Raw genomic sequence first — 22,095 nt, 5'->3', positions numbered from 1 at the left:
GCGTGACCGGACCGACGCCCACCCCGGGCGAGCCACCCCGGGCACTGGCCGAACCCACCGGGTTCGTGGAGGTGTACCGGCGGGTGCTCAGCCCGCAGACCCGGCGCGCCATCGCGACGAAGGTGAGTCCCCGGGCCCGGCACCAGCTGAAGCAGTGGGTCGCCCGGGCCGCCCGCGACGGTCACCTCTCCGAGCGCCGGGGCGAGCGGCTGGCCCGCCGCCAGCCGGAGTTGCTGGCTGGCGCGGACCGGGTGGTCGTCACCGCCGACCGAGGGCCCCGGGTGGCCCGGATCGGGGCGTCGGTCACCCCTCTGATGGCACGGCTGGACAATCTCACCGCGGTGACGGCGGCGCTCGACGAGGCCGGCGTACCCCATTTCCGGGTGCGGGGGGAGTCCCACCGCTCGTCGGTGGTGGCTGTCGAGGCCACCCACCGCGCGCAGGCGTGCGCCGCGCTCGCCGCCGCGTGCGGCCGGGTCCCCGGCTACGTCTCGGTGCCGGAGGGCAGCGGGCAACCGGCCGCCGGGTTCGAGACGAAGACCTGGGACCGGCTGGCGGACGCCCCGGTGGTACGGCTGACCTGGTACTGGACGGACCCCCAGCGTCGGCTGGTGCTGGGGCAGGCGTACGGGTGCGACGTCGAGTTCTGGACCCGGGAGGGTGACACGCTTGTCGCGCCGCGGTCCAACGCCGTGGCCGAACAGGTGACGGTAGCGTCGCCGCTGGTGCTCGTACCGGAGTCGCGGTTCACCGGGATGGCACCTCCCTCCGCGCCCGCCACCGCCTGGACCCGTCCGGAGTTCGCCGCACCGCGCCCCGACGACGTGCCGTTCCCGGTCGACGTGGTCTACACCTGGGTCGACGGCACCGACCCCGCCTGGCTACGGCGACGGGCCGAGGTGGCCGGGGTGCCGTACCACGCGGAGGCGGCGAGCGCGGCCCGCTTCCTCAGCCGCGACGAGCTGCGCTACTCGCTGCGGTCGCTGCACCTCTTCGCGCCCTGGGTACGCCACGTCTACGTGGTGACCGACGACCAGGTGCCGGCCTGGCTGGACCCGTCCGCCAGCGGGCTGCGGGTGGTCAGCCACCGGGAGATCTTCACCGACCCGACGGTGCTGCCGACGTACAACTCGCACGCCATCGAGAGTCAACTGCACCACATCGACGGGCTCTCCGAGCACTTCCTGTACTTCAACGACGACGTCTTCCTCGGCACCGAGGTGCTGCCCCAGGACTTCTTCCTGGCCAACGGCATCTCCCGGTTCTTCCCCTCGCCGGCGCTGGTGCCGCCGGGGCCACCCACCGCCGGGGACATCCCGTCCTCGGCGGCCGGGAAGAACAACCGCGCGTTGATCGCGGAGCGGTTCGGCACCGTACTGACCCAGAAGATGAAGCACATGCCGCACGCGCTGCGGCGCAGCGTGCTCCAGGAGATCGAGCAGACGTTCCCGCAGCAGTACCGGCGGACCGCGGCGAGTCAGTTCCGCAGCATGGACGACCTGTCGATCGCCTCGTCGCTGCATCACTACTACGCCTTCCACACCGGACGCGCGGCACCGGGGGACCTGCGGTACACCATCGCCGAGCTGTCCCACCCGGACACACCCGCCCGGTTGGCGCACCTGCTCGCCCGCCGGGACCGGCAGGTGTTCTGCCTCAACGACGCGTTCTCCGTCGAGGAGGACCTCGACGCACAGATGGCGTTGCTCATCCCGTTCCTGGAGACGTACTTCCCGGTGCCGAGCCCGTGGGAACGGGCCTGACCCACCCCCGGACACGACGGTGGCCGGTCGCGCCCTCCCCGGCGACGACCGACCACCGTGCCCTCGCGGGCGGTCAGGCTCAGTACGAGTAGCCCGAACCGCCGGCGTCGTTGGAGCCGCTGTCCGACGGCGGCGCGACCGCCTTCGGGGTGCCCTTGGGCAGGCAGCTCAGGTTCTTCTTGCCGTCCGGCTGGACCACGAACCAGGTGCCACCGACAGCCTGGCCCTTCCACTGGCCGGGCTTCTTGTCACCGATGTAGCGGTAGACCGGCCAGCCGCCGACGGTGAGCTGACGGGTGCCGTCCTGCCGGGTCACGCTGCCGACCTTGTCGTCGGAGACGCCGGTGAGCTCCGGGTTGCCGTCGGTCAGTGCCGGGGGCCACACCTCGGCGCACTTGTCGACACAGTTCGACGACGGCGGGTCGGCGGTGTCCTTGTCGAAGCGGTACAGGATCCAGCCGTCCTGGTCGGTGACCACCTTGCCCATCCGGGCGACGCTCTTGCCGACCAACTTCTCGGTCAGGTCGACGTCCGCGGGCGGCGCGTCGGCGGCCGGCGCCTCCGCGGACGCCGACACCTCGGGTTCAACCGTCGCGGTGGGCTCGGCCGCGGCGACGGCGACCGGCTCCGCCGCGCTCGAGTTCGCGGGGTCGTAACCCGCGGGAGCGCAGGCCGTTAGTGCGACCATCGCGCTCGCGACGATGACGGTCCGCTTCATCTGTGCCACGTGCCCTCCTCATTCTTGACAGTTCACCCATAGGTACGGGGGGCGGGCTGTCAAGGTTGAAGCAGCAACAGTGGTCAATTTCACGTAAAACGATTGAACCGTTTCCGGCTGCGCTGCGTACGCCCCCGCAGGGGATGCCTCCCGCAACGACAGATCGGCGCCGGTCATTGTGGAAATGACCGGCGCCGATGCGGCAGGCGCGCCTACAAGGATACGGTGACCAGCGGACTCGCCACACCGTTGGCATTCACCGACTGCACCTGGAGCTGCTTGATATCCGCCGGCAGAGCCGACGTCGAGGCACTCAGCTCAAGACCCTGCGGCCGGGTGTTGGTGCCGTAGCCACCATCCGGCACCGACCAGCTCGAGATGACCTCGGTGCTGCCGTTCTTGCGCACCACCACCAGACGGCAGACGCGCGGGCCGGGTAGTTTCCGCAAGCTGAAATTGATCCGGGTGCCGTAGTCCTTGGTCACCAGGAACATGGTGGTCTGCACACCGGTGGTCGGGTCGGTCGCCTCGACCTGGTCACCCTCCACCTCGGTGCCACCCACACCCGGGCCGCTCGGCGCAGCCGTCGGCACGCTCGTCGGCGGATCGTTGGGCGCGCTCGGCGTCGACTCGGCGAGCACCCCCGGCGGCTGCTCGTTGCCCGTCACACTGACGAAGCCGTACCCGGTCAGACCCCCGAAGACCACCACCGCGGCGGCCGTCGCGAGCATCTGACGAAACCGGGTACGCCGCCGATCCGCCCGGACCGCGCCGAGCGTCCGGTCCAGCAGGGCCGGATCCGTCGCCGTCTGCTCCAGCGCCATCATCGTCTCGCCGTCGATGTCGGAGAGCAGCCCGACCACCGGCACCATCGTCTCCAACTCGGCCGCGCACGCCCAGCAGGTGGCGAGATGCTCCTCGAACCGCTCAGTGTCCTGCTCGTCGAGCACACCGAGCGCGTACGCCGCGACGTCCATGTGGTCCGGCCGGCTCATTCTGTCACCCCCCGCTCCTGCAGAGCCGTGCGCAGCGCGCGCAGCGCGTAGTAGACCCTCGACTTGGCGGTGCCCAGCGGCAGGCCCAACTCCTCGGCCGCCTCCGGCACCGTCCGCCCCCGGAAGTACGTCGAGATCAGAATCTCCCGGTGCGACTGACTGAGCGTACGCAGCGCGTCCGCCACCGTCATGGTGCGCAGCACCCGGTCCGTGCTGTCCGCCTCGGCGAAGGCGGTGAGGTCCCGGTCGTACGTCTCCGGCGGCCGGGCCTCCTGGCTGCGGTGCTCGTCGATGGCGATGCGGCGGGCCACAGTGACCAACCACGGCCGCAACGAACCCTGCCCCTGCGTGCCCAGGCGGTGCGCGTTGCGCCAGGCCCGCAGCAGCGTCTCCTGGACGATGTCCTCCGCGCGCTGCCGGTCCCCCCCGGTCAGGCGCATGACGAACATCAGCAACGGGCCGGCGTGCTCGGCGTAGAGCTGACGGATCAACTGGTCGGAGTGGCTGGCCTCGGTTGACGTCGCCTGATGGCGCCCGGGCGCCGGTCGCGGCGTCACCGGACCATTCTGGCGAGACGTCGCTCTCGCGTCGACCCCCCGGGCAGACGAGGTCGACCGTGACGAGGGTCGCGCCGACAACCAGTCAGCGCGGACCGCGTCGCCATGCCAACCGGCCGCCACCGCGTGCATGCAGACCTCCGGGATCTCCGTGACCAACGCCGGCCCACGAGGCGGGCCGCCCGGTGGTACGCAGCACCGGTCCCAACGGATCAACAAACGGCGAAAAAACTTCCGCGCCGCCCGTCGGGTGGACGATCAGCGGCGTACCGAGAACAACCCCGGCGGTGGCGGATCCGAACCCGTCGCGTCGGCGTCCCGCACGACCTGCGCGCCACCGACGAAACGGTCCAGCTCGTCGCCGGCCACCACCCGGCCCGGAAACCAGTCACCGGCGGCCCGTCTGGTCAACTCCGGCACCGGCGGCTGGGACCGCCCGGCGACCAGCACCAGATTGCCGTACCGGCGCCCGCGCAGCACCGCCGCGTCGCCGACCAGGCAGGCCTGCGGCAGCACCGACCGGACCGTGGCGACCTGCCCCCGGGCGTGCCGCAACGGGGGGCCGTCGGCCAGGTTCGCCAGGTACCAACCGGCCGGGCGGAGCACCCGGGCCACCTCGGCCGCGTACTCCAGCGACGTGAGGTGCGCCGGGGTACGCGCCCCGGCGAACACGTCGGCGACCACCACGTCGTAGCTGGCCTCCCGGGTCGACGCCAACACCGCCCGGGCGTCCTGCACCCGAACCTTCAACCGGGGGTCCGACGGCCAGGGCAACGCCCGACGGACCAACTCCACCAGCGCGCCATCCACCTCGGACACCCGCTGGGTCGACCCCGCCCGGCTGGCGGAGACGTACCGGGGCAGGGTCAGGGCGCCGCCACCCAGATGCAGCACCCGCAGCGGCGCGCCGGTCGGCGCGATGAGATCCACGGCGGCAGCCAGCCGACGCACGTACTCGAACTCCAGGTGAGTGGGGTCGGCCAGGTCGACGTGCGACTGCGGCGCGCCATCCAGCAGCAACGTCCACGAGCCGGCCCGGTCCGGATCCGGCACCAGCTCCGCCAGCCCGGTGTCCACCTGCTCGACCACCCGCTCAGCCGCCCGTTTACGCCCCATCGGAACCAGTATCCGCGTTCAACGGGCGGCGCGGGCCGCTGTGGTCAACGCGCGGTGCAGCAGCCGGGAATCACCCAGCAGGGCCCGCAGTCGGCGCTCCAGACCGGCGATCGGGATCAGGTTCTGCGGAGCCCGCGGGTCCTTGTACGGGGTGGACGCGAAGCGCGGCAGGGTCACCAACGACAGATCGGCCAGCTCGATCGCCGCCTCGACCGGCAGGTCGGCGGAGCACTCCACCCGGACGATGCCCGCCCACGGCGCGCCGATCGCCACCGGCAGCCGCAGATACCACGACCAACCGCCCCAGGCGGTGCCGAGCCGGAACACCGGGGACCGCTCACCCGACGCCATCCCGGTCACCACGGCGGTCAGCCGAGCATCCAGATACTGACTGTGCTGCGTCTTGATGTAGCCCAGAGTGCGCGGCAACTGCCGACGACTGCGCAACGGGCCGTCCACCACCAACAGGTCACCGTCGACCCGGGCCGCGTCGGACACCGCCACCTCCAACGCGGTCAGCGGACCCTGCACGGCGGCCGGAAGCTTCGCCAACTCACCGGTGCCACCCACCCGGTGCACCGGGTAACGGATCGCGCCCGCCACCACATCCCGCGCCGACGGGCTCGCGGTGAACAGACCCCTACCAACCTGGGTGCCCGCCAACTGCGCCGCACCCCGGCCCAGGTCACAGCGGACCACCCCGGCCGCGTACGAGGCCGCCAACCCGGGAAACGACCCGCCGTCGGTCTCGGCCGTCCAGATGCTCGCGTCGATCCGACGCACCCCGTCGACCAGCAACACCACGTCGGGTGCGCGCACCCCGGGGCGTACCCCGATCGCCCGCCAGTCCACGGCGGGCAGCTCCACGTCCGCGTCGACCTGGGCGCTGCTCGGCGCGGCCGGCCCGGCCGCGGACGCCTCGAACGACGCCCCGTACGCCGGATCCCACGAGTCGACGAAGAACGCTGCGTCGCCCCGCACGTTCACCGGGCTCGCCTGTCGTTCGCGACTGCGGGGCTCCGCTGCGCGGCACTCCTCGCGCTCACCGGCCGGTCCGTTCCACCCGGGCGGAGCGGGCGTCCTTGCGCACCTCGAAGCGGACCGGGATCCGCTCGGCCAACGCCGGCACGTGGGTGACCACGCCGACCATCCGATCGCCCCGGGCCGCCAGGTTCTCCAGGGTCGCCGCCACCGTGTCCAGCGTGGCGGCGTCGAGGGTGCCGAAACCCTCGTCCAGGACGATCGACTCCAGGCTCGCCGCCGTGGTGGACATCCCGGCCAACTGTTCGGAGAGCGCCAACGCCAACGCCAGCGACGCCTGGAACGTCTCACCGCCGGAGAGGGTGCGCACCCCCCGACGCAGCCCGGCGTCGTGGTGGTCGACGACGACGAACTCACCCTTGTCGTGCACCAGCTCGTACTGCCCGTTGGACAACTCCCGCAGAATCCCCGACGCACCGTCGACCAGCAGGTCCAACGCCTCGGCCAGCAACCACCGCTCGAAGTTGTTGGCCCGCAGGTGCCCGGCGAGCGCGCGCGCCACCTGCGCCTCCCGCTCGTGCCCCGCCCGCTGCTCGCGCAACGCACCGGCCTGCTCGCGACGCTCGTGCAGCCGCCGCCGGTCGGCGTCGGCCCGCTCCACCGCCACCGTCGCCGCGTGCACCGGATCGTCCCCCACCGGCACGTCGGCGTCGGCGAAGATGGCCGCGATGGCCCGTTGCACCCCGTCGGCCACCGACTCGGCCGCCGCCACGGCAGCGGCCCGACCGTCCCGGTCGGCGCGGCGGCGGTCCGCCTCGCTGGTCGCCCAACCGGTCAGCGTCGACCAGGCGGCGGCCACATCGTCCCGGTCGGTCGCCGGGGGACCGAACCGGGCCAACCCGTCCCGGGCGGTGTCGAAGGCCCGCCACGCCGCCCGCAGCCGCTCCTCGGCGGCATCCACAGCGGCCCGGGCCTGGCGAGCGGTCTCGCGGCCGGCCCGGACCGCCGTCGCCGCCTCGTCCAGTGCGCGCCGCAACCGGGCGTGCTCGGCCAACTCCCGGCGCAGCACGGCCGGCTCGGCAGCCCCGGAAAGCTGCCCGTCCAGCTCGGCCAGCCGGGCCTCCAGCTGCTCCTGCCGGGCCCGCGCCTGCACCAGCAGCCGCTCCAGCTCACGCGCCGCCGCGTCCCGCTGCCGCACCGTCTCCTGCGCGGCCTTGGTCGCGGCCCGCGCGGCCTTGCCGGCCGCCGTCGCGGCGGCCACCGCCGAATCGGCCGGCACCGCCGGCACCTCGGCCACCGGCTGCTCGCACACCGGGCACGTTGCCCCCGCATGCAGGTGCACCCGCAGGCTGACCGCCAGGTCGGTGGCCTTCGCCTCCTCGTGCGCCCGGAAGGCCGCCTCCAGGTCCGCGTCGGCCCGCTCGGCGACCGCGCGGGCGTCGACCAGCGCCGCCACCGCCGTGGTGTGCTCGTCGTGCGCCGTGCGCACCGCCTCGCGGACCGTGTCGGCCTCGCCGGCCAGCCGGTCCCGATCGTCGTACGCCCGCAGTTGCAGTCGCAGCGCGCTCTCGTCACCGGCGGCGGCCAGCTCGCCGCGCAGCTTCTCCTCCCGCTCCTCGGCCAGCGACACCCCGGTCGCCGCCGCCTCCGCCTCGGCCCGCGCCGCGGTGACCGCGCGAGCGACCTCGGTCACCCCACCCGGCGCCCGCACCCCCGTCAGCACTGTCAGCTCATCGTCCAGGGCGGTCAGCGCCGCCGCGGCCTCCCGCGCGGTGACCCGCGCCGCCGCCAACTCCGGCACCGCGTCGGCCACCGCGGCCGCCAGCTCGGTCATCCGGTCGACCCGGGCGTCGGCCTCGGCCAACGCCTCGTCGTCCACGCCGGTCAACCCGGCGAGCACCTGGTCGACCGCCTCCAACCGGGCCTCCGCCTGCGCGGCGCGCGCCGTCGCCTTCTTCTGCACGTCCTCGTAGACGCCGAGGCCCAGCAGGTTGACCAGGATCTGCTGCCGCGTCGCCGGCTTGGCGTGCAGGAAGTCGGCGAACTGCCCCTGTGGCAGCACCACACAGCTGGTGAACTGCTCGTACGGCAGCCCGACCGCCTCCAGCACCGCCTGCTCCATCTCGGCGGGAGTGCCGGCCACCACCTCGCCGAGGTCGTCCGGGCTCAGACCGGTGTCCAGTTTGGTCACGTCGAAGCCGGCCGGCATCAGCTGCAACCCGGCGTTGGCGGTCTTCACGTTGCCCCGGCCGTCCCGGCGGACCACCCGGGTCGCCACGTACCGGGCACCGCCGGACTCGAAGACCAACCGCACCCGCGCCTCGGTCGCCGACGGGGCGAGCGCGTTGGCCAACCCCCGGGCGCCGCCCCACCGGGGCACCATGCCGTACAGGGCGAAGCAGATCGCGTCCAACACAGTGGACTTACCGGAACCGGTCGGGCCGATCAGCGCGAAGAAGTCGGCGTCGGTGAAGTCGACAGTGGTCTCGTCCCGGAAGACCGTGAACCCGGCCATGTCCAAGCGCATCGGACGCATCAGTGCTCGACCTCCTCGAAAAGCTCGTCGAAGAGCTCCCGGACACCCTCGTCGGCGTGGCCCCGGCTGTCCAGGTAGTCGGCGAACAACTCCCGGGGCGAACGCCCCGAGCGCTGGGCGATGCGCGTGCCACTGCCCGGCGCGGCCACCAGCTCCGGGTCGATCCGGATCTCCAGGGCCCGGGGGAGCAGCTCCTGGACCTCCTCGCGCAGGCCGGCACGCGGTTGCTCCCGCACGTACACCCGCAGCCACGCGTCCGGCGCCTCGATCTCGGCGAGCTGGGCCAGGGTGCCGCGCACCGTCCGCAGCGCGCTCGCCGCCGTCACCGGCACCTCCCGCACCCGGGCTGCGGTGCTGGCCGTCACCTCGACAATCGTCACCGAGGGGACGTTCTCCTGCTCCCCGAAGTCGACAGCGAGCGGGCTGCCGCTGTATCGCACCGGGCAGGGGCCGGCGACCCGCTGCGCCCGGTGCAGGTGACCCAGCGCCACGTAGTGCGCGGTGGCCGGGAAGACGGTGGCCGGCACCGCGTAACCCAGCACCGTGTGCGCGTCGCGCTCGCCGCCGCCGGTGGCCGCGCCGGTCACCGTCAGGTGCGCGGTGACCAGGTGCACCCGGTCCGGCTCGGTGAATCCCTCGGTCAGTCGCCCCAGCACCCGGCCCAGGTGGTCGGCGTACGTCTGGTTGGTCTCCGCGGCGGTCAGCTCGTACATCTCCAACGCGCGCACCGCGTACCGCTGGGACAGGAACGGCAACGCGGCCAGCCGCCACCGCTCGCCACCGGCGGTGGTGCCGTCGATGATGTGCTCGTCCGGATTTTCGCGTACCCCGCCGCGCAGCGTGATGCCGGCGGCGTCGGCCCACGGGCGCAGCGCGTCCAGTGCGGGGCCGTTGTCGTGGTTACCGCCGATCGCCACCACGTCCGCGCCGGTCCGCCGCAGCGCCGTCAACGCCCGGGTGACCAGGCGGGTCGCCTCCGAACTGGGCGCGGCGGTGTCGTAGAGGTCACCGGCGACGATCACCAGATCCGGCCGCTCGGCATTGGCGATCTCGATCACCCCGGCCAGCACCGCCTTGTGCTCGTCGGCCCGGGACTGCCCCTTGAGCACCTTGCCCACATGCCAGTCGGAGGTGTGCAGGATCTTCATGGCTTGCCGGCCCCCTAGAACGGGATGTCGTCGTCGGTGGTGCCGCCGCCGGAGCCCACCACGGCGAACGGGTCGGCGGACTGGGTGATCGAGCGCAGCGTCTCCGATGGTGCCCGGCCCGCCTCGGAGACCCGGGTGGCCCAGGCCGGGAACGGAAACTCCAGGCAGAGCGGAACCGGAATGTCCGGCTGGTTGACGAACATGGTGCCCGGCTTGGCCAGCAACGCCCGCTGGCGCTGCGCGGGCGGCAGGAAGCCGTATTCCGGGCGGGACGCCTCGGCCGGGTCGAGCCGGCCGACCACCCGGATCGCCGAGTTGGTGACGATCCGCCGCTCCACCTCGCTCGCCGTCTGCTGCGCGCCGATCAGGATCACCCCGAGCGAGCGGCCCCGCTCGGCGATGTCGAGCAGCACCTCCTTGATGGGGGAGGAGCCCTCCCGGGGGGCGTACTTGTTGAGCTCGTCGAGGACCACGAACAGCAGCGGCTTGGCCGTGCCGGACTTCTCCTTGCGCTCGAACTCGCTCTTCAGCGTCACACCGACCACGAACCGCTGCGCCCGGTCCGGCAGGTTGTGCAGGTCGACCACGGTGACCTGCGCCGACTCGCTGGTGTTGATCGAGTGCGGGCGGCGGGCCGCGAGGTCACCACGGATCAGCCGGGCCAGGTCCTTCTTACTGCCGATCAACCGCCGGGCGAACGCGTTGACGGTGCCCAGCCCCACCGCGCTGCCCGCCCAGTCGGAACGGGTCTCGTCGTCGTTGAGCTGGTCGACGATGTGGTCGACCAGGTCGCCGTACGAGCCGAGCCGAACCCCGTCGATGCTCACCCCGCCGTCGGCGGGCTGGGCGTAGCGGGCCAGGTGCGCGGCCACCGAGTGAACCACCATCGTGTACTGCTGGCGCTCGTCGTCGGCGTCGGCGAACACGTACGGCAGCAGGCGGTCGGTGCAGAACTCGCTCAGCGTCCAGTAGAAGCTGTCGACGCCGGTGAGCCGGCTGCTCACATCCGGCGTGCCGGCCGCGTCACCGACCCGTGGTGGGGCGTAGACCCGCACGTCGGGGAAGGCGCCCGCGCTCAACCCGAGCTTCGCGTACGCCGCGCGGGTGGGCTCGTCGAGGCGGGTGTTGGGGTGGTCCAGGAAGAGAAGGTCCTCACCCTTGACGTTGAAGATCAGCGCCTTGGCGTTGACCGCGTCGCCGCCCAGCACCCCGGAGCGGAACACCGAGTAGAGCAGGAAGGTGGCGAAGCTGGTCTTGGTGGCCACCCCGGAGATGCCGGAGATGGAGACGTGCGCGCCCCGGCTGCCGTCGAGGAAGTCGGCGTTGAGGTAGACCGGCACCCCGTCGCGACCCATGCCCATCGGGATGCGCCGCTCCATCCGGTCGAAGTGCAGCGCGCGCGCCCGCGCGTCGCCCTCGGCCCGGTGCACAACGGCCCCCGGCGTGGGCGGCACGTAGAGCTCCGGGTCGACCCGGGTGGTGGTGATTTCGGCCGCCTCCTGCACCATCGCCGGCAGTGTGCCGTCGGCGATGGCGAACACGTCGGAGTCGAACTGGGCGCCCTCGTGCCGGGCGCGGACCTGGGTGACCACCCCGGCGATCGTCACCGGCTCGCGGTCGGGCAGGTCGCGTCGGGTGACCACCACGTCGTCGAGCTGCAGGTAGCTGCCGGGCGCCACGGCCGTCCAGAACTGCAACGGGGTGGCGTCGGCGGTGCCCAGCACCCGCCCGACCGCCTCGCCCGGGCTGTCGAGGTCGGCGTCGGTCATCGGGCGACCCCTGTCGCTCGGGCATCACGGTCGGCGCGCATGACGTGCATAGTGCCCGAGGAGTACGACAGGTCGCCACGCGACGCGGCGGACGACACCATGCCCCGTCACACTCATGACGCTGGGTGTTCGACCGAGCGCACCAGGTGGGCGCGAGCGTGTCGGGTGCCGCGCGAGTCCTGGCCGCCGGTGTAGGGAGCTACTGGCGGGCGTGGCGGAGCATCAGGACGCCGTCCTCGGTGGCGAGCACGTGCCGCAACGGTAGGTGCCGGGGCGCGGTGACGTCGCCGGCGGTGATCCGGCCGGGGCCGGGCCCGGCGAGCAGCGGCGAGACGGTGAGGCACAGTTCGTCGACCAGGTCGGCGGCGGTGAGCGCGCCGAACAGGTGTGGGCCGCCCTCGCAGAGCAGTTGGGTGAGCCCGCGTCCGTGCAGCTCGGCGAGGCCGGCGGCCAGGTCGACGCGCCCGGTGCCGCAGCGCAGCACGTCGGCGACGTCGGTCAGCCCGGGCGGCGGGTCGGCGTCGGCGTGGGTGAGCACCACCGGGCGGGTCGGTGCGTCGGCGAACGCGGCCTGCGCCGGGTCCAGGTCCAGCGATCCGGAGACGACCACCAGCGTCGGGTACGCGGCCAGACCGTTGGCCTGACGCCAGGCGCGGCGGCGTTCGTCGAGGCGGACCGCCCGGTATCCCTCGTGGCGCAGCGTGCCGGCGGCCACCACCAGGGCGTCGCAGGCCATCCGCAGCAGGCCGAACACCCGCTTGTCCGGCTCGCCGGAGAGCCCGGCGGAGTAGCCGTCCACGCTGACCGCACCGTCCAGGCTGGTCACGAAGTTCACTCGCAGCCGGGGCTGGTCGGCGCGGCCGTAGAGGGCGGTCAGCTCGGTGTCGTCGAGTGGCTGCGTCGACGGCTCGGGCCAGAGTCGTCGGATCGGAATTCTGACGGTCATTCGCCGGCCGGACCGGTGACCGGAGGGGTCGGTTCGGCGGTACGGTGCTGGCAGTCGCACCAGTTCCGGCCCGGGCACTCATCGTGTCGCCGGGCCCGGCACGCTCGGCAGATCATGCTGGCAGCCTAAGCCGCGGGAGGACAGGACAGCATGCCGCGTCAGATCTTCCAGCTGAAGATGTCCCTCGCCGGGACCCGGCCGCCGGTGTGGCGCCGGGTGCTCGTGCCGGCCGGTTACACGCTGGACCGGCTGCACCGGGTGGCGCAACACGCGATGGGTTGGCGGGACTGCCACCTGCACTCGTTCGAGATCGACGCGATGCAGTACGGCGAGCCCGACCCGGACGGTGAGTTGGCGCTGCACGACGAGTTGGACGTGCGGCTCGACGCGGTGCTCGGCAAGGGCAGCCGGTTCTCCTACACGTACGACTTCGGCGACTGGTGGGAGCACGACCTGGTCGTGGAGGACGCGTTGACCGCCGACCCGGACGAGCGGTACCCGGTCTGCCTGGCCGGCGAGCGGGCCTGCCCGCCGGAGGGCATCGGCGGGCCGGTGGGCTATCAGGCGCTCCTGGAGGCGCTGGACGCCCAGGCCGACCCGGGTGACCTGGTCAGTTCCCGGCACGCGATGCTGCGCGACTGGGCGGGTGCCGCCTTCGACCCGTCGGGCTTCGACCCGGACCGGGCAACCACGCTGCTGCGCCGCTTCTGCTGAACCGTCCGGTTGCGGGAGGTGTCGCTGGGGCTCCTGTTGCCCGAGTGATCAGCGGTAACGATCTGGGAACGCTCCCATCGCCCTATTGACACTCCCGTTACCCGCCGGCAATCTCATGGGAGCGCTCCCGGAGGTGGCGTGGCTCACTCACGAATCCCCGGCCTGGCGCGACGGGCACCCCCCACCACACCCATCCAGCCTCACCACCGGAAAGAGGGGTCAGCGCATGAGTGTCACCACGCGGCGTACCCGCCTGGCAGCCGCCGCCCTGGCCGCGATCACCGCAATCAGCGGTCTCGCGGCCTGTGGCAAGGACGACGAGAAGCCGGCGGCCGGCGAGAAGCCGGCCAAGCTGGTCGTCGACACGTTCGGCGAGATGGGCTACGACGAGCTTGTCAAGCAGTACGAGAAGGACACCGGCATCAAGGTCGAGCTGCGCAAGACCGCGCAGCTCGGTGAGTACCGGCCGAAGCTGGTCCGCTACCTGGCCACCGGCAAGGGCGCGGCGGACGTCACCGCGCTGGAAGAGGGCATCCTCAACGAGTTCAAGCCCAACGCGCGCAACTGGGAGGACCTCGCGCCGCTGGTGGGGGACCACTCGAAGGAGTACCTGCCCTGGAAGTGGGAGCTCGGCAAGGCGCCGGACGGTCGGCTGATCGGCCTGCCGACCGACGTCGGCAGCCTCGCCGTCTGCTACCGCAAGGACCTGTTCCAGGCGGCCGGCCTGCCCACCGAGCGCGACCAGGTGTCGGCGCTCTGGCCGGACTGGAAGGGTTTCCACGACGCCGGTCTGAAGTACAAGCAGGGCAGCGGCGGCAAGGCGTTCATCGACTCGATCACCGCCGTCTCCAACGGCGTGCTCTTCCAGGGCAACGGTGATCTGTTCTACGACAAGGAAGACAACATCATCGCGGACACCAGCCCCGCGGTGAAGAACGCCTGGGACACCGCCACGTCGATGGCCGACATCTCCGCCAAGGCGTCCACCTGGTCGCCGGAGTGGTCGGGTGGCTTCAAGCAGGGCACCTTCGCGGCGACCTTCTGCCCGTCCTGGATGCTCGGCATCGTCTCGGACAACTCCGGTCCGGCCAACAAGGGCAAGTGGGACGTCGCGTCCGTGCCGGGCGGCGGCGGTAACTGGGGCGGCTCGTGGCTCGCGGTTCCGGCGCAGAGCAAGTACCCGAAGGAGGCGGCGAAGCTCGCCGAGTACCTCACCAACGCCAAGAGCCAGGTGGAGGCCTTCAAGCTCAAGGGCCCGCTGCCCACCAACCTGGAGGCGCTGAAGGACCAGGCGTTCCTCGGTTACACCAACGAGTACTTCAGCAACGCGCCGACCGGCAAGATCTTCGGTGAGAGCGTCGCCAAGATCCAGCCGATCCACCTGGGCCCGAAGCACCAGGCGGTCAAGGAGAACGCGCTCGAGCCGGCTCTGCGGGCGTTCGAGAACGGGCAGGCCGACAAGGCGAAGGCCTGGGAGCAGTTCACGAAGGACGCAAAGACTCAGGGTGCCTTCTGAGTGATTCCCTGCCGGTGGCGTTCGGGGCTTCCCGGACGCCACCGGCCGGTCCCCTCCGCGTAGCGCCCTGCGCGAGGGCCCCCGGGCCTCGCCGGAAAAGGAAATTCGCATGAGCCTGTCGGCCACGACGGCACGGCCGTCGCCAGCAGCACCGCCTTCTCCCGACGTCTCTCGGCGACGTCGCCGGGGGAGATTACTCAACCGCCTCGATGTCAAGTACTCGCCGTACCTCTACATCGCCCCGTTCTTCCTGATCTTCGGCATCTTCGGGCTGTACCCGATGCTGCGCACCGCCTGGATGTCACTGCACGACTGGGACATGATCGGCGAGCACACGTTCATCGGCTTCGACAACTACACCCGGCTGCTGTCCGACGAGTACTTCTGGAACGCGCTGGTCAACACGTTCGGCATCTTCGCCCTGTCGACCATCCCGCAGTTGTTGCTCGCCCTCTTCCTGGCGAACCTGCTCAACCGGACCTTCCTGCGCGCCAAGACCTTCTTCCGGATGGCCATCTTCATGCCGAACGTGGTGTCGGTGGCAGCGGTCGCGATCGTCTTCGGGATGCTGTTCCAGCGGGAGTTCGGCCTGTTCAACTGGCTGCTCAGCTTCGTCGGTGTCGACCCGGTCGACTGGGACGGGCACCGGTGGAGTTCATGGACGGCCATCTCCTCCATGGTCAACTGGCGGTGGACCGGGTACAACACCCTGATCCTGCTCGCCGGCATGCAGGCGATCCCGAAGGACCTCTACGAGGCCGCGGAGATCGACGGCGCCAGTCCGTGGCGACAGTTCTGGCAGATCACCCTGCCCATGCTCAAGCCCACCTTCATCTTCGTGGTCATCCTGTCCACGATCGGCGGGATGCAGCTCTTCACCGAGCCGCTGCTCTTCGGCAACGGCAACATCATCGGCGGCAACCAGCGGGAGTTCCAGACGCTGGCCATGTACATGTACGAGATGGGCATCGTGAACCTGAACAGCGCCGGCTACGGAGCCGCGGTGGCCTGGGCGATCTTCATGATCATCATCGTGGTGTCGCTGTTCAACTTCCTACTCGTCCGCCGCTCGGCGAAGTGAGGAGAGATCGATGATCTCGGCTTCCCAGCGCCTGTGGCGCACCAGCCCGCTGACCTACGTGGCGCTCGTCCTGGCGGCGCTGCTGTCGATCTACCCGTTCTACTACATGCTGGTGATCGGCACCCGCAGCCTGGACAACATCAACGACGTGCCACCCCCGCTGACTCCCGGCGGCGCGTTCGGTGACAACTTCGGGCGGGTGCTCGACAACGACGCCGCCAACTTCCTCACCGGCATGATGAACTCGATCATCGTCTCCTCGGTGGTCACCGTCTCGGTGGTGCTCACCGGTTCGCTGGCCGGGTTCGCCTTCGCCAAGCTGAAGTTCCGCGGCAGCAACATCCTCCTGCTGGCGATCATCGTCACCATGATGATCCCGACCCAGATGGGGCTCATCCCGCTCTGGGGCATGATGCAGGACCTCGGGTGGTACGACACCCTCTACGCGGTCACCGTGCCGTTCCTGGTCACCGCCTTCGGCGTGTTCATGATGCGGCAGTACGCCAGCCAGGCGATCTCCGACGAGCTGATCGAGGCCGGCCGGGTCGACGGGGCGAGCACGTTCCGGATCTACTGGAGCATCGTGCTGCCCGCGCTGCGGCCCGCCGCCGGCGTCCTCGGTCTGCTGACCTTCATGGAGACCTGGAACTCGTTCCTCTGGCCGTACGCCATCCTCACCCCGGAGAACCCGACCCTGCAGGTCTCGCTCTCCTTCCTCTCGTACGCCTACTACACCGACTACTCCCAGGTGTTCGCCGCTACGGCGATCGGCACCATCCCCCTGGTGATCGTTTTCCTCGTGTTCGGCCGCCAGATCATTGGCGGGATCATGGAAGGTGCCGTCAAGTCGTGAGCAACCCCGCCAGCCCACCCGCCGTCGACGTCCTCGACGAGCGCCCGGGGCTGACCTTTCCACCCGGATTCCTCTGGGGGGCCGCGACGGCGGCGTACCAGATCGAGGGGGCGGCGGCCGAGGACGGCCGCGCCCCGTCGATCTGGGACACCTTCAGCCACACCGAGGGCCGGGTCGTCGCCGGGCACACCGGTGACGTGGCGTGCGACCACTACCACCGCCTCGGTGAGGACGTCGCGCTGATGGCCGAGCTGGGCCTGAAGTCGTACCGTTTTTCGGTCTCCTGGTCGCGGGTGCAGCCCGCCGGCAGCGGCGCGGTCAACCCGCAGGGGTTGGACTTCTACCGCCGGCTGGTCGACGAGCTGTTGGCCAACGGCATCGAGCCGTGGCTCACCCTCTACCACTGGGATCTGCCGCAGCCGCTGGAGGACGCCGGCGGCTGGCCGGCCCGGGACACCGCGGCCCGCTTCGCCGACTACACGACGGTGATGGCCGACGCGCTCGGCGACCGGGTGCGCTACTGGACCACGCTGAACGAGCCGTGGTGCTCGGCGTTCCTCGGCTACGGCTCCGGGGTGCACGCCCCCGGCCGCACCAACGGAGCGGACGCGGTGCGCGCCGGTCACCACCTGATGCTCGGGCACGGCCTGGCCGTGCAGGCGCTGCGGGCCGCCCGGCCGACCGCCGAGGTGGGCGTGACCGTCAACCTCTACCCGGTCGACCCGGCCAGCGACACCCCCGCCGACCGCGACGCCGCCCGGCGGATCGACGGGTTGGCCAACCGGTTCTTCCTGGACCCGCTGCTGCGCGGGTCGTACCCGGAGGACCTGGTTGCCGACCTCAGCACGGTGACCGACTTCGACCACGTGCGCGACGGCGACCTGGCGACCATCTCCACGCCGTTGGACCTGGTCGGGGTCAACTACTACAGCCGGCACGTCGTCGCCGCGCCGGTCGAGGGCGTCCCGGCCGACCCGGCCCCCTCGTGCTGGCCGGGCAGCGAGGACGTCCGGTTCGTCAGCCGCGGCGTCCCGGTCACCGACATGGGCTGGGAGATCGACGCCCCGGGCCTGACCGAGACGCTGCGTCGGGTGCACGGCTACACCGAGCTGCCGTTGTACGTCACCGAGAACGGTTCCGCGTTCGTCGACTCGGTGGTCGACGGGCAGGTCGACGACGTCGATCGGTTGGCCTACTTCGACGCCCACCTGCGCGCCGCCCACGAGGCGATCGACGCCGGGGTGCCGCTGCGGGGATACTTTGCCTGGTCGTTGATGGATAATTTCGAATGGGCCTGGGGTTACACCAAGCGGTTTGGCATGATCCACGTCGACTACGACAGCCAGGTCCGCACCCCCAAGTCCAGCGCCAAGTGGTACGCCTCGGTGATCCGGCGCAACGGTCTGGCCGCACAATAGGCTCGGGCCAGCCATCAGGACGGCCCCGGCGTCCACCTCCCGCAGGTGGCGCCGGGTCCGCCCGCCGTCGGAGGAGCAGACGATGACAACGCAGCGCACCCGGTCGCTCGGGCGCCCGACCCTCGACGCGGTCGCGGCGCGTGCCGGCGTCGGTCGGGGCACGGTCTCCCGCGTGGTCAACGGCTCGCCCCAGGTCAGCCCGGAGGCCCGGGCCGCGGTCCAACAGGCCATCGCCGAGCTGGGGTACGTGCCGAACCGGGCCGCCCGCGCGCTCGTCACCCAGCGGACCGACTCGGTCGCGCTGGTGGTCTCCGAATCCGGCGAGCGGGTCTTCACCGAGCCGTTCTTCGCCTCGATCGTGCGGGGGATCAGCTCCGGGCTGCTGGAGACGCCGATGCAGCTCTGGCTGGCCATGGCCCAGTCGCCGGTGGAGCGGGAGCGGGTCGAGCACCACCTCACCAACCAACACGTCGACGGCGTCCTGCTGCTGTCGTTGCACGACTCCGACCCGCTGCCGACGCTGCTGGAGGAGCGCGGCCTGCCCGCCGTGCTCGGCGGTCGGCCCGCCCGGATGCTCCAACCCGGCGCCCAACCGGCCTGGTTCGTCGACGTGGACAACGTTGGCGGGGCCCGGCAGGCGGTGGAGTACCTGACGGGGCAGGGGCGGCGACGCGTCGCCACCATCGCCGGTCCGCAGGACATGGGCGCCGGTCTGGCCCGGTTGGCCGGCTACACCGAGGCGGTCAAGGCCACCGGGGCCAGCGTCAACCCCGACCTGATCGCGTACGGCGACTTCAGCGAGGGCAGCGGCGCGGCCGGCATGCGTCGGCTGCTGGACGTCTGCCCGGACCTGGACGCGGTGTTCGTCGCCTCCGACCTGATGGCGTTCGGCGCGCTGCGGACCCTGCGCGAGGCCGGCCGGCGGGTGCCACGGGACGTCGCGGTGATCGGCTTCGACGACGCGACGATCGCCCGTCAGGCGGAGCCGCCGCTGACCACCGTTTTCCAGCCGGTGGAGGAGATGGGCCGGCAGATGGCCCGCCTGCTGGTGGCCCGGATCCGTGGCGAGGAGCTACCCGCCTCCCACATCCTCCTGGACACCCAACTGGTCCACCGAGCCTCCGCCTAACCCCACGCCCCCAGGACCCCGCACAGCCCGCGCCCCGCACAGCGCGCACCCCGCGCCCCGCACAGCGCGCGCCCCGCACAGCGCCCCCCGCGTCGATCATGAGGTTGGCCTGGACATTCCCGGCATCTCGACTCGCCAACCTCATGATCAAGAAGGCCGACAGGGCAAGATCGTGCTCGATCCTGGATCGAGTGGCCTCCCGGCGACCGCACACCACTACATCCAGGATCGAGCGCGATCTTCAGGTGTCGGGGCGTGCGGCGCGTGCGGGCGGGTTGCGCGGGGCGTGCGGGCGGGGCGTGCGGCGTGCGGGGCCGCGGTGGGCGTGCGCGGGGCGGGTGAGTGGGGCAGGGTTGGTGCCCGGCGGTCAGGCGGAGGTGGGGGCCCAGCGGCGGAGTTCGCGCTTGGCCAGGGAGTTGCGGTGGACCTCGTCGGGGCCGTCGGCGAGGCGCAGGGTGCGGGTCTGCGCCCAGAGGGCGGCCAGTGGGGTGTCCTGGCTGACGCCGGCGCCGCCGTACCCCTGGATGGCCTTGTCGATCACCCACTCCGCCATCGCCGGAGTGCCGATCTTGATGGCCTGGATCTCGGTGTGCGCGCCCTTGTTGCCGACGGTGTCCATCAGCCACGCCGTCTTGAGCACCAGCAGCCGGGCCTGCTCGATGCGGACCCGGGACTCGGCGATCCACTCCCGCACGACGCCCTGCTCCGCCAGGGGCCGGCCGAACGCGATCCGGTCGTTGGCCCGGCGGCAGAGCAGCTCCAGTGCCCGTTCGGCCATCCCGATCAGCCGCATGCAGTGGTGGATGCGGCCCGGGCCGAGGCGGGCCTGCGCGATGGCGAAGCCGGTGCCCTCGGCGCCGATCAGGTTCTCCGCCGGCACCCGGACGTCGGTGAAGTCGATCTCGGCGTGCCCGCCGTGGGAGCCGTCGGTGTAGCCGAAGACGGTCATCCCCCGGCGCACCGTCACACCGGGGGTGTCCCGGGGGACCAGCACCATGCTCTGCTGGCGGTGCCGGTCCGCGGTGGGGTCGGTCTTGCCCATCACGATGAAGATCTCGCAGCGCGGGTCCATCGCGCCCGACGACCACCACTTCCGTCCGTTGATCACGTACTCGTCGCCGTCGCGGGTGATCCGGGTGGCGATGTTGGTGGCGTCGGAGGAGGCGACGTCCGGCTCGGTCATGCAGAACGCCGAGCGGATCTCACCCTCCAGCAGCGGCATCAGCCAGCGTTGCCGCTGCGTCTCCGAGCCGAACTCGGCCAGCAACTCCATGTTGCCGGTGTCCGGTGCCGCGCAGTTGACCGCCTCGGGCGCGAGGTGCGGGCTGCGCCCGGTCAGCTCGGCCAGGGGAGCGTACTGGAGGTTGGTCAGGCCGGCGCCGTAGCGCGGGTCGGGCAGGAAGAGGTTCCACAGGCCGCGCTTGCGGGCCTCCGCCTTCAGCTCGGCCAACACCGGGGTACGCGACCACGGGTCCCCGGCGGCCACCTGCTCGGCGTGCACGGGCTCGGCCGGGTAGACGTGTTCGGTCAGGAACCGGGTCAGCTCGTCGCGCAGCTCCTCGGTCCGGCTGTCGTATGAGAAGTCCATCACCGCTCCCTGGCGGCGGTCAGCCCGTGTGCGACCAGCGGTGCCACCATCTCGCCGATCCGGTCGAAGCCCTCGCCGAGCGTCTGCCCGAGCGTGTGGCGGTAGTGGATGCCCTCGCAGATGACAGCGAGTTTGAAACAGCCCAGCGCCACGTGCCAGTGCAGTGGTCCGACGTCGACGTCGCTGCGCCCGGCGTACCGGTCGATCAGCTCGCCGCCGGTGGGGAAGCCGGCGCGCGGGCCGAGCCCGTCCGCGACGGGGTTGCCCTCGGCGGTGTCGCTGCCGCCGAGCACGTCCCAGTACGTCAGCAGCAGCCCCAGGTCGGCGAGGGGGTCGCCGAGGGTGGCCATCTCCCAGTCGAGCACCGCGTGCACGGCGACGGGGTCGGCCGAGGCGAGGAGGTTGTCGAGGCGGTAGTCGCCGTGCACGATCCGGCCGGCGTTCGCACCCTCCGGGGCGGTCGCCGCGAGCAGGTCACGCAGCTCGTCGATGCCGGCCAGCGGGCGGCTGCGGGAGCGGTCGAGCTGACCGGCCCACCGGCGCACCTGCCGGGCCAGGTAGCCCTCGGGGCGGCCGAAGTCAGCCAACCCGACGGCGGACGGTTCGACGCTGTGCAGCGCGGCGAGGGTGTCCATCATCGCCATGGCGAGGTCGTGGCGTCGTTCGTCGCCCAGCGGGTCGGTCTGCGCGCGGGTGCGGAACACCTCGCCGGGCATCCGTTCCATCAGGTAGAACGGTGCGCCGATGACGTCCGGGTCGGTGCAGAGCAGCAGCGCGCCCGGCACCGGCACCTCGGTCGGCGCGAGCGCCGAGATGACCCGGAACTCGCGCCCCATGTCGTGCGCGGTGGCCAGCACGTGCCCCAGCGGGGGGCGGCGCAGCACTACCTCGCGGTCGCCGAGGCGCAGCAGGTAGGTGAGGTTGGACTTGCCGCCGGCGATCAGCTGGGCGCGCAACGGCCCGACGACCAGCTCGGGTCGGTGCTTGGCCAGGTGGTCGGCGAGACGGTCCAGGGGCAGACCCGCGGGTGAGGTGGGGACGGCCTCCGGCCGCGACGCATCGACGGCCGGATCACTCATCCGACCAGTTGATGGCAGCCCGTTCACGTTGTCAAGGTCAGATTCACCGCACGTCTCGTCGGGAGGGCTTCGGCCACGCGGGCCAGCGCCGCCGCCGGGGGCGCGTCTCAAGGGGAACAATCCACGCCTTTCATGGCAATCGCCCCGATATGGTCTTGATGGTGGGCCGCGGAGGCGGCCCCCGGAGC

18 protein-coding genes are annotated in these 22,095 nt (G+C 71.6%); 7 read left to right on the top strand and 11 right to left on the bottom strand.

Annotated features, from left to right (window positions below; genetic code table 11):
• The first annotated feature begins 2 nt into the window (after nt 1–2).
• Nucleotides 3–1,763: a stealth family protein gene (locus tag IF22_RS0125385; RefSeq protein WP_167337338.1), complete on the top strand. Its 1,761-nt coding sequence runs from the start codon at nt 3–5 to the stop codon at nt 1,761–1,763.
• A 79-nt stretch (nt 1,764–1,842) separates the two neighbouring features.
• Here the strand turns inward: IF22_RS0125385 and IF22_RS0125380 are convergent, their stop codons facing one another.
• From IF22_RS0125380 to IF22_RS0125340, 9 genes are all read right to left on the bottom strand, one after another.
• Nucleotides 1,843–2,490: a hypothetical protein gene (locus tag IF22_RS0125380; protein ID WP_030336186.1), complete on the bottom strand. Its 648-nt coding sequence runs from the start codon at nt 2,488–2,490 to the stop codon at nt 1,843–1,845.
• A gap of 203 nt (nt 2,491–2,693) precedes the next feature.
• Nucleotides 2,694–3,476, bottom strand: a complete 783-nt coding sequence (locus tag IF22_RS0125375; protein ID WP_030336184.1) for an anti-sigma factor family protein — start codon at nt 3,474–3,476, stop codon at nt 2,694–2,696.
• Nucleotides 3,473–4,165 (bottom strand): sigma-70 family RNA polymerase sigma factor, encoded by a 693-nt coding sequence (locus tag IF22_RS0125370; protein WP_030336181.1) that lies wholly within the window; start codon nt 4,163–4,165, stop codon nt 3,473–3,475. Before IF22_RS0125370 ends, IF22_RS0125375 begins: the two co-directional genes overlap by 4 nt.
• A gap of 126 nt (nt 4,166–4,291) precedes the next feature.
• The gene (locus IF22_RS0125365; RefSeq protein ID WP_030336179.1) at nt 4,292–5,149 is read right to left on the bottom strand and encodes a spermidine synthase; all 858 of its coding nucleotides are present in this window, start codon (nt 5,147–5,149) and stop codon (nt 4,292–4,294) included.
• An 18-nt stretch (nt 5,150–5,167) separates the two neighbouring features.
• Nucleotides 5,168–6,136 carry a hypothetical protein gene (locus IF22_RS0125360; RefSeq protein ID WP_374224324.1) on the bottom strand — a complete coding sequence of 323 codons (969 nt, stop codon included), beginning with the start codon at nt 6,134–6,136 and terminating at the stop codon, nt 5,168–5,170.
• A gap of 55 nt (nt 6,137–6,191) precedes the next feature.
• Complete coding sequence (locus tag IF22_RS0125355; protein WP_030336176.1) at nt 6,192–8,666, bottom strand: AAA family ATPase; 2,475 nt, start codon at nt 8,664–8,666, stop codon at nt 6,192–6,194.
• Complete coding sequence (locus IF22_RS0125350; RefSeq protein ID WP_030336173.1) at nt 8,666–9,814, bottom strand: exonuclease SbcCD subunit D; 1,149 nt, start codon at nt 9,812–9,814, stop codon at nt 8,666–8,668. Before IF22_RS0125350 ends, IF22_RS0125355 begins: the two co-directional genes overlap by 1 nt.
• A gap of 14 nt (nt 9,815–9,828) precedes the next feature.
• Nucleotides 9,829–11,583 carry an ATP-binding protein gene (locus tag IF22_RS0125345; RefSeq protein WP_030336172.1) on the bottom strand — a complete coding sequence of 585 codons (1,755 nt, stop codon included), beginning with the start codon at nt 11,581–11,583 and terminating at the stop codon, nt 9,829–9,831.
• A gap of 199 nt (nt 11,584–11,782) precedes the next feature.
• Nucleotides 11,783–12,529, bottom strand: a complete 747-nt coding sequence (locus IF22_RS0125340; RefSeq protein ID WP_030336171.1) for a pyrimidine reductase family protein — start codon at nt 12,527–12,529, stop codon at nt 11,783–11,785.
• Between the two features lie 150 nt (nt 12,530–12,679).
• Here IF22_RS0125340 and IF22_RS0125335 point away from each other — a divergent pair, with 150 nt between their 5' ends.
• The 6 genes from IF22_RS0125335 (at nt 12,680) to IF22_RS0125310 (ending at nt 19,240) form a co-directional block, all read left to right on the top strand.
• Entirely contained in the window at nt 12,680–13,243 is a 564-nt protein-coding gene (locus IF22_RS0125335; protein ID WP_030336170.1) for a plasmid pRiA4b ORF-3 family protein, read from the top strand.
• Between the two features lie 226 nt (nt 13,244–13,469).
• Entirely contained in the window at nt 13,470–14,759 is a 1,290-nt protein-coding gene (locus tag IF22_RS0125330) for an ABC transporter substrate-binding protein (protein ID WP_030336168.1), read from the top strand.
• Between the two features lie 109 nt (nt 14,760–14,868).
• Nucleotides 14,869–15,840 (top strand): carbohydrate ABC transporter permease, encoded by a 972-nt coding sequence (locus tag IF22_RS0125325; RefSeq protein ID WP_030336165.1) that lies wholly within the window; start codon nt 14,869–14,871, stop codon nt 15,838–15,840.
• A gap of 10 nt (nt 15,841–15,850) precedes the next feature.
• Nucleotides 15,851–16,693 (top strand): carbohydrate ABC transporter permease, encoded by an 843-nt coding sequence (locus IF22_RS0125320; RefSeq protein WP_030336164.1) that lies wholly within the window; start codon nt 15,851–15,853, stop codon nt 16,691–16,693.
• The gene (locus IF22_RS0125315) at nt 16,690–18,111 is read left to right on the top strand and encodes a GH1 family beta-glucosidase (RefSeq protein ID WP_030336162.1); all 1,422 of its coding nucleotides are present in this window, start codon (nt 16,690–16,692) and stop codon (nt 18,109–18,111) included. The genes IF22_RS0125320 and IF22_RS0125315 overlap by 4 nt, the downstream gene beginning before the upstream one ends.
• A gap of 82 nt (nt 18,112–18,193) precedes the next feature.
• Nucleotides 18,194–19,240: a LacI family DNA-binding transcriptional regulator gene (locus IF22_RS0125310; RefSeq protein WP_030336160.1), complete on the top strand. Its 1,047-nt coding sequence runs from the start codon at nt 18,194–18,196 to the stop codon at nt 19,238–19,240.
• A gap of 367 nt (nt 19,241–19,607) precedes the next feature.
• Here the strand turns inward: IF22_RS0125310 and IF22_RS0125305 are convergent, their stop codons facing one another.
• Nucleotides 19,608–20,828, bottom strand: coding sequence for an acyl-CoA dehydrogenase family protein (locus tag IF22_RS0125305; protein WP_030336158.1), 1,221 nt, complete (start codon nt 20,826–20,828; stop codon nt 19,608–19,610).
• The gene (locus tag IF22_RS0125300; protein WP_030336156.1) at nt 20,828–21,907 is read right to left on the bottom strand and encodes a phosphotransferase family protein; all 1,080 of its coding nucleotides are present in this window, start codon (nt 21,905–21,907) and stop codon (nt 20,828–20,830) included. Before IF22_RS0125300 ends, IF22_RS0125305 begins: the two co-directional genes overlap by 1 nt.
• Nucleotides 21,908–22,095 lie beyond the last annotated feature (188 nt).

This window comes from Micromonospora parva, from assembly GCF_000718515.1.
Lineage (GTDB): Bacteria > Actinomycetota > Actinomycetes > Mycobacteriales > Micromonosporaceae > Micromonospora > Micromonospora parva.
This window is presented reverse-complemented; position numbering and strand designations above follow the sequence as displayed.

Coding starts and splice junctions, on each gene's coding strand:
- IF22_RS0125345 (WP_030336172.1), bottom strand. CDS start 11,583: ATGACCGACGCCGACCTCGACAGCCCGGGCGAGGCGGTCGGGCGGGTG.
- IF22_RS0125350 (WP_030336173.1), bottom strand. CDS start 9,814: ATGAAGATCCTGCACACCTCCGACTGGCATGTGGGCAAGGTGCTCAAG.
- IF22_RS0125365 (WP_030336179.1), bottom strand. CDS start 5,149: ATGGGGCGTAAACGGGCGGCTGAGCGGGTGGTCGAGCAGGTGGACACC.
- IF22_RS0125355 (WP_030336176.1), bottom strand. CDS start 8,666: ATGCGTCCGATGCGCTTGGACATGGCCGGGTTCACGGTCTTCCGGGAC.
- IF22_RS0125320 (WP_030336164.1), top strand. CDS start 15,851: ATGATCTCGGCTTCCCAGCGCCTGTGGCGCACCAGCCCGCTGACCTAC.
- IF22_RS0125300 (WP_030336156.1), bottom strand. CDS start 21,907: ATGAGTGATCCGGCCGTCGATGCGTCGCGGCCGGAGGCCGTCCCCACC.
- IF22_RS0125335 (WP_030336170.1), top strand. CDS start 12,680: ATGCCGCGTCAGATCTTCCAGCTGAAGATGTCCCTCGCCGGGACCCGG.
- IF22_RS0125375 (WP_030336184.1), bottom strand. CDS start 3,476: ATGAGCCGGCCGGACCACATGGACGTCGCGGCGTACGCGCTCGGTGTG.
- IF22_RS0125330 (WP_030336168.1), top strand. CDS start 13,470: ATGAGTGTCACCACGCGGCGTACCCGCCTGGCAGCCGCCGCCCTGGCC.
- IF22_RS0125305 (WP_030336158.1), bottom strand. CDS start 20,828: ATGGACTTCTCATACGACAGCCGGACCGAGGAGCTGCGCGACGAGCTG.
- IF22_RS0125370 (WP_030336181.1), bottom strand. CDS start 4,165: ATGCACGCGGTGGCGGCCGGTTGGCATGGCGACGCGGTCCGCGCTGAC.
- IF22_RS0125325 (WP_030336165.1), top strand. CDS start 14,869: ATGAGCCTGTCGGCCACGACGGCACGGCCGTCGCCAGCAGCACCGCCT.
- IF22_RS0125340 (WP_030336171.1), bottom strand. CDS start 12,529: ATGACCGTCAGAATTCCGATCCGACGACTCTGGCCCGAGCCGTCGACG.
- IF22_RS0125310 (WP_030336160.1), top strand. CDS start 18,194: ATGACAACGCAGCGCACCCGGTCGCTCGGGCGCCCGACCCTCGACGCG.